Consider the following 13,135-nt stretch of genomic DNA (forward strand, 5'->3'; position numbering starts at 1 on the left):
TATATATTTAAATATATATTTATTTCAATATGTCATCCATCACAAGTTTTTTAAAAGTAATTTCTGATAAAAATAGATTAATTATTTTGTATGTATTAAACAAAAATACTCTTTGCGTATGTGATATCCAAAAACTTATCTCATTAACTCAAGGAGCGCTATCAATACAGCTAAAAAATCTTATAACTGCTGGATTGCTAGAGTCTTTTAAACAAGGCAAATGGGTGTTTTATAAACTAGATAAAAATATTCCAGGATATCAGTTAAATATTTTAAATGAGCTTTTCAAACAAATAGATAAAGACGAAGAAGTTCAACAAATAATATCTAAACTAGAAATTTCTGAAATTTGTAAAATTTAAGGAGTAATAAATGAAATTAAAGTTTCTTGATAGATTTCTGACCTTATGGATTTTTTTAGCTATGATTGTGGGTATCATTATTGGATATACTCTGCCCGAAGCTAAAAATTTTATATCAAAATTTGATATCGGATCAGGTAATTGGTTAATAGGATTAGGCTTAGTTGTGATGATGTATCCACCACTAGCAAAAGTTAAATACTCAACAATGCCTAAAATATTTAAAGATACTAAAATTTTGCTTTTATCTTTAATTCAAAACTGGCTGATTGGTCCTATCCTGATGTTTATTTTAGCAGTTGTTTTTTTCCATGATCAACCTAGCTTTATGATAGGACTAATTTTAATAGGGTTAGCAAGATGTATTGCCATGGTAATTGTGTGGAATGATCTGGCAAAAGGATCTAGAGAATATTGTGCTGGACTAGTTGCATTTAATTCTATTTTTCAAATAATATTTTATGCTGCTTACGCATATATATTTATTACAGTTATTCCAAAACTACTGGGATTTGATGCGAACATCAATATAAATATATCAATGTTAGATATAGCAAAAAGTGTCGGAATATATCTAGGAATACCTTTTGTAGCTGGAATATTAACTAGAGCTATCTTAATCTCTAAAAAAGGTGAACAATGGTATATAGATAAATTCACTACAGCGATATCACCTCTGACATTGATCGCTCTACTATCTACTATAGTGCTGATGTTTACTACAAAAGGAAATGAAATAATTAACCTACCATTTCAAGCAATCAAGGTTGCTATTCCGCTTTTGATATATTTTTTGATAATGTTTAGCATATCATTTTTTATGTCATATAAAGCTAAAGCAACTTATGAGCAAGCCGTATCTTTGAGTTTTACAGCAGCTTCAAATAATTTTGAGTTAGCTATAGCAGTTGCAATCTCAGTATTTGGCATAAACTCTACTGAAGCTTTTGTCGGTGTAATTGGTCCTCTAGTTGAGGTGCCAGTTTTGATTGGGCTAGTAAATGTGGCTTTGTGGCTGAATAAAAGATATTTTAATTAAGCCAGTTCTGCAATATTATTAAGAATATAATACCTAAATTATACATCTTCTATGCCATACGTATATCTAGTTATAGCTATAATCACTGAAGTCCTTGGGACAGTTTCATTACCATTATGCAATGGTTTTACAAGGATTGTTCCTTCACTATTTGTTTTGATATTTTATGGACTTTCATTTTACTTTTTATCATTAACATTAAAATATATGAATATTGCTTTTGCGTATTCTGTATGGTCAGCATTTGGAATTATTCTAATAGGAATTATAGGATATCTATTTTTTAGGCAAAAGTTAGATTTACCATTTGTCTTAGGAACATCGTTTATACTTATTGGAACTATTATTATTTGTGCATACTCAAAGACTATTATGCATTAAGTTTATAATTTTTATTTCTTGTATTTAATTTCCCAACAATTATGGATATTTTTGTTAGATAAAAAGTCTCTTGATAAACATTTTTTATCAATATTTTCACAGTCAAATTTAGCAATTATCTCTGATGACATTTTGAAGCGACGATAATTATTAGAGAAATATAAGACTCCATCTTTTTTGAGAGAGTCCATAGCTAAATTTATAAGTAACTCATGATCTCTTTGAATATCAAGAATATCATCCATACGTTTAGAATTTGAAAATGTTGGTGGATCTAAAAATATCACATCAAACTTCTCACTGTTGGATTTTAACCAGCTAATACAATCTGCCTGAATAAAATTATGCTTTTTAATATCTAAATTATTTAATTCAAAATTATTCTTACCCCACTCAAGATAAGTATTAGACATATCTACACTTGTAGTTTTTGCTCCTTTTAAAGCAGCATGAACACTAGCTGTGCATGTATAACTAAATAAATTCAATAAAGTCTTATTTTTTGAAGCTTTTGCCACAAGCTGTCTAATTTTACGGTGGTCTAAGAAAATACCAGTATCTAAATAGTCATCAAAATTCACATAAAATTTAGCATCAAATTCATTAATAACGTGAAAGTTATTTTTGTCATTATTTTTTTGATACTGTTCTTTGCCTTTTTGACGTTGACGAACTCTTGTATGTATATTCTCGTATTGAATATCTAGAGTTTTATGTATCTGATATATAGCTTGATAGAATCTTTGTTTAGCCATATTTTGATCAATAGTAGCATCGGCACGATACTCTTGTAAAAACACATGCTCGCCATATATATCAACAGCTACAGCAAAAGTTGGAATATCAGCATCATACAAACGATAACATTCTACTCCTGACTGCTTTAACCATGGTTTTAGGTTTTTAAGATTCTTCTTTAACTTGTTAGAAAAATCTACGTGCTCATCTGACTTTTGTGCACTTGCTTCAGCTATACGAATATTTTTCTCAAGCTGGCTTTCATGTTTAAATCTTGCATGCTCATTTATATCAAACTGATACAATACTGTTTCAATAGCACCATTATAGAATTTATTCTTCTTAGTAGTACGTAGCTGCATTTCTTTAATTGATTCATCAAAACTTGTCAAAATCGCAACTTTCCAACCATAAAAATCTTGAGATAATCTATCACCGAAACCATTAAATATGTCTAAAAGTTCATCAAGCTGATCACCATATAAACGCTCACCATAAGGAGGATTTGTAACTATCAAACCTTCACTTTCAAACTCATTTTCAAGATCACGGATATCTTGTCGTTTGATATTAACAACATCTTCAACACCTGCTTGATAAATGTTTCTATCAGCCTTATCTAAAACATTGTTATCAATATCATAGCCTTGAATAATTGCATTTGTTGGCTTTTGAGCTTTTTTTGCTATTTCTAATAAGTTACTCCATAAGTCTTGATCATGAAGCTTTGAATTGAATAGTTTAAATTCTTTATTCAACAAGACAGGAGCTATATTTTTTGCCATAAGAGCAGCTTCAATAAGAATAGTCCCAGAGCCACACATTGGATCAATGAATATAGGCTGTTCTTTTTTAAGCTCATCTAACCACCCTGCTTTGATAAGTATCGCTGCTGCTAAAGACTCTTTTAGAGGTGCTTGACCCTGAAACTGTCTATAACTACGCTTATGTAGGCTCTCTATATTTAAGCATAAAAACACATTCACATACTGCTTATGTAAATGTAATTTTATTATATTATCGGGATTATCAGTATCAATATTTGGTCGTTCATTAGTTTCTCTACGAAACTGATCGACTATAGCATCTTTTGTTTTTTGAGAAACAAACATAGTATTATTAAAATCATAATGCTTACCTGAGATTATGATCTTAAAAGCTGTGTTAACATCAAAGTAATCTAACCAATTTATTGATGATATAAAATCATATAAAGCTTGCTGATCTGTAGCTTTTTGAGTAGCTATTTTTAGCATAACTTGGCTTGCTAGATGAGAGTAAATACAAACTTTGTAGGCATCTTCAAAAGATCCCTCAAACTCAACTCCAGCAAGTTTTTCAGATGATGATATGCCTAACGCATCTAGCTCATCTTTTAATAAAAGCTCGATACCCTTTGCACAGCTAGCGAAAAATGTAAAATTTTGCATAAGAAATTATAAAATATAAAATATGTGTTAAATAATATATTAATTCCAATAAATAACAATTAATAAGCGAAAATCTATTGATTTTATAAGATATAAAATTATAATATCTATTCTAAATACTCGCATAGCTCAGTTGGTTAGAGTACTACCTTGACATGGTAGGGGTCACTGGTTCGAATCCAGTTGCGAGTACCATACTTAGATTAACTCTCTATATGGTTCTAAATACTTAAAGTTCTCTACATATACATATTATAATTGACAGTATTAATATCGATAAGATACTATAAAGCAGATTATTGAATCTAGAAATTTTTATTAAAAAATAATGTTCAAACAGATTAAAAAATTAAAATTACTTATCCTATACATATTTATTATAACAATATTTTCCTCATGTGTTGTTTATAAAGATGGTTACGATAACCTTATTTCAAGCACAATCACTTATCAGGAGATGGAAGAACCTTCTTTCGGAAAATTTAGCATAAAATTTCCCAATTCTGAAATTACTCTAGATTCAAAAGATACCTCAATAGAATGGACTTGTCCAGCTCCAACGGTAGTACCATCAGCACTTATATCTAATATACCTTATAATAGAGAAAAAGAGACTTTAAGATGTATCGCTGTTGGTGGTTGCGATACTTATTCAGCCACTGCAATACGTCAGAAATCTTCTAATAAATGGTCTATAGAAGATGATAAAGTTGCTGTTACATATACACAAAATGCAACTGTACCAATATACAATAATACAATTAATAGTTCAGGAGATACTAAACTTAGTATCATTTGCGTACCAAAATCTCAAGTTGACTATTGGGAATAGGCAAACTTTGATAAATATAAAATAAGGAATGATAGATTATGAAAAAAGTTACAATTAAAGGCTTACTTACATTAACAGCAATGATGCCATCAATATTATTTGCTTCTTTTGAAAGTGTAAGTGATAGCTTTAATACAGTATCCAACTCAGCCCAAAAGACAGCTGAGATATCAAATCAAACTCAAGCAAATATAGATAAAGCAAAAAATTTACCTAATAGTTATGATTCTGATGCGAAGCAATATGCGACACAAGAACTTGATAAGCATACAAATAATAGTATATCCAAGACTCAACAAGCATCTAATAATATAACCCAAACTAGAGATACTATAGCTAAAACAAGCAAATCATTAAATAATCTTTTTTCATAAGATTTAAATATTAATAAACCCAATACTCTAAAAAAATACTTTGGCTCAATTTGCTTACTTGCTATACTAAAATTATTAGATTTATTTATACTAGTAACCAATAATGTCTACCCCACTAACGATAGAGTTATTCAATGAGTCTACAACTTTAGATTTACAAGTTAATGAACTAACCATCAAATCAGCTATTAATGAACTCTTTGAAGTTAGCCTTAGCTGTGGTGTTCCAGTTAGTGATGATTTACTTGCAAAGTTAGATAACTATGCAGATTTTATCCTAAGCATAAATGGCGATTTCGGTAATCCTAAATTTGAATTAGAATTACAATCTTACGATATTAATTATCAACCTAATACCGATATTCAAATCTTAGAACTTAAACTAACAGATAGATATGCTAAGTTTAGAAAACTAGACTATAAAGGAGCTTTTTATTATCATAATCTCAATGATATTTGGTTAAAGTTTTATGATGGGTTTAAAGATAGACTTAATAGAAAAATATCAGATAATATATTATTTGACTCTAATAATACTGACAAATACCCTACCCATCCTATTTATGTACAATATAATGAAACACATTGGAATTTCTTAACTAGAACTCTGCTAGAGCACGGTGTTAATTATAACTTTGTTGCTAGTCAAGATGGTTTTAATTTTGTTATGTATAATACTAATGAAGATATAACTAAATTTATCCAAAGTGACAAATCTAATAGCATAGATGAACTTTATAGTTACAATCTCAAACTCGATGCTAATATCAAAAATAAAGATGATACGGTTCTAGCTTACAATATTATCCCAGCAAAATCTGGGTATGTGGCAAATAAAGATATTAAAGACTTTTGTAATTATCATAATAAAGAAAAACAACGACTTACTCTTCGTCCCAAGAAATTCATAAAAAATATTAACTTTATTCATCATAATCCATATACTCCTGAAAGTTTTTTGATTAGTAAAGCGACTTTGGATTCTAAATTCCCTATAACTCAAGACTTTAAATCTAGATTTAATACTCTTACTCAATCACAATTAGATGAATGCTTAGATACACAAAAGAATGTATTAAGTAGCTTAGATGCTGAACAGCTTATTTGTAATATTAGTAAGGTATTTTTATTGGCTGGGGCTAAACTAGATATATCTGGCAATAACAAACTTGAATCTAGAGAACATATTGTAACTTCAAGTTTAGTTAAGTTATCAGCTAGTACATCAACCGATAAAGTTATTGGAGCTACTCCTAAAAAGAACTACAATGTTATAACTACACTAATATCTCAAGATATTCATATAGACTATCATCAAGAAGCTCCCGAACAACCGCAGATTAGTAGTTTAGTGGGAGTATTTCCATATCTTGCCGAGTCTAGTACAAATCATGATGTAGTTGATCCTGATGATATAGGTAATGTTAGAGTTAAATTACCTCTAGATTACGAAGTTTGCCCTAATAATGAAAAAGATATTCGTTATTATGTACCCCGTATATCAGATTATGGAGATACTAACTCTAGTCATAGTGTACAGTTATATCGAGAAAGTGAGCTACTATTGATGTTTATAGATGGTAATCCTAACAAACCGATTATTTATGGTGCTTTATCACATGGTCAAACATCTGACCAATCAATGAAAGATCATCATAATAGACATGTTAAAGAATGGGGACAAGGCTCTGGTTTTGGATATTCATCTGATGCTAAAGGTACTAATGATATATTTATCAAATCTCAACATAATGATGGTATAGCTTGGGTAGCTCAAAGTAATCATGGTTCTAAGAATGAATTATCTTTAGATCAGCTATTTGCTAGTACTTCAAATAGAAGCGATTCAGCTATTGGAGAATATCAACACTTCTACGGCTATGATGACAATACAAACTTTGCTGCCAATCATCATAAATCAATCAAGCCAAAAACTGCGGTTGAAGATATGCTCAAAACAAAGCAAGAAACTTTACAAAATAAAAAATAGCTCTTCTAAAAACTATCTTTTATAAATTTATAAACAACAAGTTTAGCTTAACTTTAAAATATTAAATATACTAGCCTAACTTTAATTTAATACAAAAACCTTGATATTTAATTCCCAAAAGCATCACATTTTATATTATTTTTTGCTATGATGTAACTATATTGTAAGTTTTTCTTTTAAATTATGGCTGGAATCATTAATACAGTAGGAAGTGGTATATACTTTAGTTTAGAGCCTGTGATGTATGGTCCTTTTTTGGGAATTGGGACGTCGACAGCTACTCAAATAGGAGCTCAATCGCAAAGTACCGTTTTTTTTGAGAACGCTCCAGTAGATGCATCAGATACTATACACCCTGTTACGTTGTCTTTACCAATGCTGCCAGGAGCCATTACTGGAACAACATGCATGCCTGCTCAAAAAGTAACAGATGCTAGCAATATTTTTTCAATAAATAATCAAGCTGTAACAAATAGTGGTACACACAAAGTCCAAAACATCGGCAATTGTCCTACTGCTCCAATGATTTTATCAACAAGCCATCAGGCTAGATTCTACATATCCAAATAAAAGGAGAAATAATGTCTGTTTTAGTAGAACTCAAAACTTTAGTAAAGCAATTAAATAAAAAACTAACAGTTTCATTAGAATCTGCAGTTGGCTTGTGTATGTCACAAGGTAATTATGAGATTACTTTAGAGCATTGGTTAATAAAAATTTTATCAGATGAACAACCAAATGATTTTACTCAAATCTTAGAACATTATGATATATCAATTCCAGATGTAGTTAGAGAGTTACAAATTAATTTAAGAGACTTTGAAACTGGAAACTCTGGCAAGCCTTTATTTTCACCTCTTCTTTTAGAAATTATTCAAGATGCTTGGACTATAGGATCACTGCAATTTCATGCGGAAAACATTAGGTCTGGCTATGTTTTTTTAGCTTTATTAAATAAAAAAGCTCTTTTATCACAAATGAATCTGCTTGAGTCACTTAAGATAATATCTAAAAATAAGCTTATCGAAGATTTTGATAACTTTGTTGCTACTAGTTCAGAAAAAGATCAAGTTAAAAAAACTACTAAAGTAGAATCTTCTAAAGATAGTGACTCAGCAATAGAAAAATACTGTGAAGATTTAACTCAAAAAGCATTAGATGGTAAAATTGATCCAGTATTTGGTAGAGAAACAGAATTAGATCAAATGCTTGATATATTTTGTCGTCGCCGAAAAAATAATCCTATATTAGTTGGAGAACCCGGAGTAGGTAAAACAGCCGTTGTTGAAGGTCTGGCTCTGAGAATAGCTGAAAATGATGTTCCTGATGTTCTTAAGAATACAAAAATTTTATCATTAGATATCACCCTTCTTGAAGCTGGTGCAAGTGTCAAAGGAGAGTTTGAAAAACGTTTAACTGCTGTAATAGATGAAATAAAATCATCTGAAGTTCCACTTATTGTATTTATCGATGAAGCTCATCGATTAATTGGAGCTGGTGGTCAAGCAGGTAATGATGCTGCTAATATTTTAAAACCAGCACTTTCAAGAGGTGAGTTAAGAACTGTTGCTGCAACCACATGGAAAGAGTACAAACAATATTTTGAAAAAGACCCTGCTTTGACACGTAGATTCCAATTAGTCAAACTAGATGCTCCAAATGATGATATGACTGTGACTATACTTAGAGGTCTAAAATCAAGATATACTCAAAATCATGGTGTAGTTATTCGAGATGATGCCTTGAGAATGGCTGTGAATCTTTCTTCTAAATATATAACAGGTAAAAATCAACCAGATAAAGCTATTGATTTGATTGATACTTGCGCTGCTAGAGTTAAAGTTTCAATGAGTTCTAGCCCTAGTATCATTAATCATGCTATTAAAGATATTGGAGCATATGAAAGAGAGCTTGAAGGTCTACTAGAAGATGAGGCTAGAGGCGTAGATACAGACAAGAATAGTATAGAAGCTCTAAAAAATAAAATTGATAACCTAAACCAGCAAATTAAAATCAATCAAGAGCAATGGCTAAAAGAAAAGGAAATAATACAAGAATTACAAAGTGTTCATGATTTGATATTAGAAACTGATGATGAAACAATCTTGTCTGAACTAATCGAACAGCGTAGCTCCTTGACTAATCAATTAGAGCAAGCTCAAGATGATGCTCCTATGGTATTTTTTGAAGTATCTCCTGATACTGTTGCTAAAGTTGTTTCTGACTGGACAGGCGTCCCCCTTGGTAAAGTCCTAAGAGATGAGTCTCAGAGTTTGCTGACGTTGGATGAGACATTATGCAAACGAATAAAGGGTCAAGATCAAGCAATGCTTCAAGTTGCTCAACACTTGAAAATGTCTAAAGCAGGTCTTAAAACACCAGAGCAACCTATGGGAGTGTTTCTCTTAGTTGGACCAAGTGGTGCTGGTAAAACTGAGACAGCACTAACTGTAGCTGATACTTTATTCGGTGGAGAAAGCTCCATGTGTACGATTAACATGGGAGAGTATCAAGAAAGGCATACAATTAGTAGATTGATAGGATCTCCTCCAGGATATGTAGGTTTTGGTGAAGGTGGCGTGCTTACAGAAGCTGTTCGTCAAAGACCATATAGTGTTGTTTTATTAGATGAAGTTGAGAAAGCTTCTTTAGATGTTATGAATCTTTTTTATCAGGTATTTGATAAGGGCTCTTTAACAGATGGAGAAGGCAAAGAAATTGATTTTAGCAATACTGTTATTTTTCTAACAAGTAATCTTGCAACTCATGAAATTACTGAACTAACATTACAAGATCCTAATATTTCTATGCAAGATTTAGTTGCAAAGATCAGGCCAGTCTTAAGTAATTGGTTTAAACCAGCACTCCTAGCTAGAACAACAATTATTCCATATTTCATATTGACTAATGAAGCACTAAAGGAGATAGCTACACTTAAATTAAACAAATTTGCAAAACAACTAAGAAAAACAAATAAAATAGAACTTACATATAGTAATAGTGTCTTAGAAAATATTGCAGATAGATGCAAAGAAGTAGAAACAGGCGCAAGAAATATCGATATGATTCTAAAAGCTAATGTAATGCCAAAACTTTCTGAAAAGCTACTTTTGGCCATGTGTGATGACGCACAAATAAAATCAATCCATATTGATATTGATGAAAATAGTGAATTTATATATGAAATCAAATTTAATTAATATAGGACACGGGTAAATGGCTGAAGAAAATAATAATCAAGAAGAAAATAAAAAAACAACTACAGCTAAGCGTAGTACTACAAAAAAGCCTACTTCGGCAACTACTAAAAAAACAACAAGTACTACAAAAGCTAAAACCACAACAGCTAGAGCAAAATCAAGTACTACAAAGACCACAGCTACTAAAAAAGCTACGGGGACCACAAAAACTAAAAGCGCTGCAACTAGAGCAAAATCAAGTGCTACTAAAACTACAGCTGCTAAAGCTAAAGGGAGTACAAAAACCACACCTGAATCAAGCACCACTACAGTCAAATCTATAACTGAAGATAAGATTTCTAAACCTGAACGAAATGCTTCTGGGTTAGCGAGTGATTTTTTGAAAAAGCAAGCTACAGGCAAAGTAGCAAATATTACTAGTAATAAAGCTGATTCAAATTTAACGAAAGAATCTTCTACTCAAGTCAAAGATGAAAAAGAAGAACCAAAAGATAAATCTAAAATAGTCAAAGCAGACACCGATAAAACCATTACTATCATTGAACAGCCATCCAAAAGTAAACCTAAAATTCAACAAAAAGAATCAAAAATTATTAGCATTGATAGCGATGCTACTTTAACTGCTGGAACAAGCACAAACCTTTCAATAGGTAATAAAGATAAAAAACTTGCCTATCAAATGCTTGATGAGAAAAGAGTTTTGAATGATAGATTTCAACTAGAGGATATCATTGGTATTGGTGGTATGGGGATAGTATATCGAGCTACAGATATTATCCGTCAGCAGGTAAAACCAAACAACTGCTCTGTTGCTATCAAGGTACTTAGCCAAGATGTCAAAAAATATAAACAAGCATTTTTAGCTCTACAAAGAGAAGCTTACAAAGAACAACAATTATCTCATCCTAATGTTATTAAAGTATATGATTTCAATAGATGCGATGATGCTGTATATAAGGTTATGGAGCTAATCGATGGTATTCACCTTAAAGAATGGATGAAAGAAGCTCGCAATAGCGGAAAAGCAAAACCTAATTGTGAAAACTACATCAAACAAGTCAAACATATTATAAATGAGGTGGCTAAGGGACTAGAGTATGTACATAATCAAGGTATTGTACACTCTGATCTTAAACCATCTAATATTTTTGTGCTAGAAAATGGCGATATTAAGATTTTTGATTTTGGTATTGCAAGAACAATAAAAACAACAAATTTTAATCAAAAAGATCCTGATGCTTCTATTTTTGATCCAACAACATTTGCCGCATTCACTCCTAAATATGCTAGTTATGAAATGCTAACTAGACAAGCACCCTCTCCTGCTGATGATGTGTATGCACTAGGGTGTATCATGTATGAAATGCTTACAGGACATCACCCGTATAATGGCAAAAATGCCAAAGATGCTTTAGAACTAGAGATGTCCCCAGAGAAGCCGAATGATATAGATAGTGATCTACAAGATTTAGTTATGTCTATGCTTGAACTCAAAAAAGAAGATCGTATACAGAGTATGACAGAAATTTTGGATAAATTAAATCAACAATATTTGCCTAGCCTTGAAAATCAAAATCATTATGATACCTCATATACTGTTGATACGAATTCTCTGATTATAAATAAGCCTTTTATCTTAACTATTTCACTATTACTAGGGGTCGCTAACTTATATGGATTAAGCACATGGTTTAAACCTAAGAGTGAAACTTATGTTATTACTGATCCAGTAGAAGTAAAAGAAGCAGTTGCTGAAAATACTACTGAAAGTAGGCAAATAATAGGTACAACACCTGGGTGTGAAAGTATAATTTCCTCAGTAGACCCTAATGGTGAAAAATGTCTGTTATCTCTAAAGACTGATAATGGTAACGTTTATAGACTTAATATGTTAGTTTTTAGTGGAGAGGATGGGAACTATGCAATATCAAAAGATCCATTGAATAATATTAGTGTATCGTCTTTAGGAGAGCATCTAACAACTGAGGAGCAAGAAAATCCTCTAGCTGTACATAAATTCACAAAACAAAGCTTACAAACATTCTATATACGTACAGTTTCTTTATATGGTAATTTAGGTTTAGCGACACCTAAGCAAATTGTATCACTTTCTAATAATGGTCAAAAAATATGTGATAACTCAGCATCTTCTCCTAATAGTTTAGACTTTTTGGGTAGGGACTATGGAGAGGCTGTTATCAAGGGAGGGAGTAGCTTTGATGTATTATCTGTTACTAAAGACTGTAATATCAAGTCAACTCCTCTAACAGATTATAATGGTAAAAATATTATTACAAGACTGGTTTGGAAGCCAACAAGATAAAAGGTAAAATTATGACAACGAAACAAAGAATGAAAATGACTTATCTGTTATATATTTTTAGTGTGTTTTTTATCCCTTTAATGGCTTTTGTACTATTTTTTGCAAATAAAGAAAGAAAACAGCAACCAAAAAAATGGTTAAAAACTCACTGTAATACTCTAATAAGATATACATTACTAAATCTTGCTTGGATAGTTACAACCATACTAATTGTTTATATCGCTAGTTTAATCGGGGGCAAAATATACACATTCTTCTTATTACTTAGTTGGGTTGGTATGATATGGTTATGGGCTTTTAATCTAGACCAGTACTTCACACTTGTTGTGGCATTTTTAGTTGAAAGAGAACTTGGTACTCCTAGATATTTCACTGAAATGAAAGTTCTTGCAAAGCTTATGTACAAATCAATAGTAGAGAAATTTCAAAGAAGAAAAATTAAAAGATTATAACTTTACTTTTTGAA

11 protein-coding genes and 1 tRNA gene are annotated in these 13,135 nt (G+C 31.1%); 11 read left to right on the forward strand and 1 reads right to left on the reverse strand.

The window, feature by feature from the left end:
• Nucleotides 1-29 precede the first annotated feature (29 nt).
• From FQ699_RS05285 to FQ699_RS05295, 3 genes are read left to right on the forward strand one after another with little or no spacing between them, the layout of a single operon-like run.
• The gene (locus tag FQ699_RS05285; protein WP_146421437.1) at nucleotides 30-362 is read left to right on the forward strand and encodes an ArsR/SmtB family transcription factor; all 333 of its coding nucleotides are present in this window, start codon (nucleotides 30-32) and stop codon (nucleotides 360-362) included.
• 10 nt (nucleotides 363-372) lie between these two features.
• Entirely contained in the window at nucleotides 373-1,401 is a 1,029-nt protein-coding gene (gene arsB, locus FQ699_RS05290) for an ACR3 family arsenite efflux transporter (protein ID WP_146421438.1), read from the forward strand.
• 51 nt (nucleotides 1,402-1,452) lie between these two features.
• Nucleotides 1,453-1,782: a DMT family transporter gene (locus FQ699_RS05295; protein WP_146421439.1), complete on the forward strand. Its 330-nt coding sequence runs from the start codon at nucleotides 1,453-1,455 to the stop codon at nucleotides 1,780-1,782.
• Nucleotides 1,783-1,793: 11 nt separating this feature from the next.
• Here the strand turns inward: FQ699_RS05295 and rlmKL are convergent, their stop codons facing one another.
• Nucleotides 1,794-3,950 carry a bifunctional 23S rRNA (guanine(2069)-N(7))-methyltransferase RlmK/23S rRNA (guanine(2445)-N(2))-methyltransferase RlmL gene (gene rlmKL, locus FQ699_RS05300; RefSeq protein ID WP_146421440.1) on the reverse strand — a complete coding sequence of 719 codons (2,157 nt, stop codon included), beginning with the start codon at nucleotides 3,948-3,950 and terminating at the stop codon, nucleotides 1,794-1,796.
• Between the two features lie 118 nt (nucleotides 3,951-4,068).
• Between rlmKL and FQ699_RS05305 the strand changes: the two genes are divergently transcribed.
• The 8 genes from FQ699_RS05305 to FQ699_RS05340 all read left to right on the forward strand — a co-directional run bounded on the left by FQ699_RS05305 (nucleotide 4,069) and on the right by FQ699_RS05340 (nucleotide 13,121).
• Nucleotides 4,069-4,145 (forward strand) — tRNA-Val (locus tag FQ699_RS05305).
• A 133-nt stretch (nucleotides 4,146-4,278) separates the two neighbouring features.
• Nucleotides 4,279-4,782, forward strand: coding sequence for a hypothetical protein (locus tag FQ699_RS05310; RefSeq protein WP_179951667.1), 504 nt, complete (start codon nucleotides 4,279-4,281; stop codon nucleotides 4,780-4,782).
• Nucleotides 4,783-4,820: 38 nt separating this feature from the next.
• A complete protein-coding gene (locus FQ699_RS05315; RefSeq protein ID WP_146421442.1) occupies nucleotides 4,821-5,156 on the forward strand; it encodes a hypothetical protein in 336 nt (111 codons plus the stop codon).
• Between the two features lie 103 nt (nucleotides 5,157-5,259).
• Nucleotides 5,260-7,146, forward strand: a complete 1,887-nt coding sequence (locus FQ699_RS05320; RefSeq protein ID WP_146421443.1) for a contractile injection system protein, VgrG/Pvc8 family — start codon at nucleotides 5,260-5,262, stop codon at nucleotides 7,144-7,146.
• 183 nt (nucleotides 7,147-7,329) lie between these two features.
• Entirely contained in the window at nucleotides 7,330-7,716 is a 387-nt protein-coding gene (locus tag FQ699_RS05325) for a hypothetical protein (RefSeq protein ID WP_146421444.1), read from the forward strand.
• 11 nt (nucleotides 7,717-7,727) lie between these two features.
• Nucleotides 7,728-10,346 (forward strand): type VI secretion system ATPase TssH, encoded by a 2,619-nt coding sequence (gene tssH, locus FQ699_RS05330; RefSeq protein ID WP_146421445.1) that lies wholly within the window; start codon nucleotides 7,728-7,730, stop codon nucleotides 10,344-10,346.
• 16 nt (nucleotides 10,347-10,362) lie between these two features.
• Complete coding sequence (locus FQ699_RS05335; protein ID WP_146421446.1) at nucleotides 10,363-12,669, forward strand: serine/threonine-protein kinase; 2,307 nt, start codon at nucleotides 10,363-10,365, stop codon at nucleotides 12,667-12,669.
• An 11-nt stretch (nucleotides 12,670-12,680) separates the two neighbouring features.
• Nucleotides 12,681-13,121: a hypothetical protein gene (locus FQ699_RS05340; protein WP_146421447.1), complete on the forward strand. Its 441-nt coding sequence runs from the start codon at nucleotides 12,681-12,683 to the stop codon at nucleotides 13,119-13,121.
• Nucleotides 13,122-13,135: the final 14 nt, after the last annotated feature.

This window comes from Francisella salimarina (assembly GCF_007923265.1).
Classification (GTDB): Bacteria; Pseudomonadota; Gammaproteobacteria; order Francisellales; family Francisellaceae; genus Francisella; species Francisella salimarina.

Coding starts and splice junctions, on each gene's coding strand:
- FQ699_RS05340 (WP_146421447.1), top strand. CDS start 12,681: ATGACAACGAAACAAAGAATGAAAATGACTTATCTGTTATATATTTTT.
- FQ699_RS05335 (WP_146421446.1), top strand. CDS start 10,363: ATGGCTGAAGAAAATAATAATCAAGAAGAAAATAAAAAAACAACTACA.
- FQ699_RS05320 (WP_146421443.1), top strand. CDS start 5,260: ATGTCTACCCCACTAACGATAGAGTTATTCAATGAGTCTACAACTTTA.
- FQ699_RS05285 (WP_146421437.1), top strand. CDS start 30: ATGTCATCCATCACAAGTTTTTTAAAAGTAATTTCTGATAAAAATAGA.
- tssH (WP_146421445.1), top strand. CDS start 7,728: ATGTCTGTTTTAGTAGAACTCAAAACTTTAGTAAAGCAATTAAATAAA.
- FQ699_RS05325 (WP_146421444.1), top strand. CDS start 7,330: ATGGCTGGAATCATTAATACAGTAGGAAGTGGTATATACTTTAGTTTA.
- rlmKL (WP_146421440.1), bottom strand. CDS start 3,950: ATGCAAAATTTTACATTTTTCGCTAGCTGTGCAAAGGGTATCGAGCTT.
- FQ699_RS05295 (WP_146421439.1), top strand. CDS start 1,453: ATGCCATACGTATATCTAGTTATAGCTATAATCACTGAAGTCCTTGGG.
- FQ699_RS05310 (WP_179951667.1), top strand. CDS start 4,279: ATGTTCAAACAGATTAAAAAATTAAAATTACTTATCCTATACATATTT.
- FQ699_RS05315 (WP_146421442.1), top strand. CDS start 4,821: ATGAAAAAAGTTACAATTAAAGGCTTACTTACATTAACAGCAATGATG.
- arsB (WP_146421438.1), top strand. CDS start 373: ATGAAATTAAAGTTTCTTGATAGATTTCTGACCTTATGGATTTTTTTA.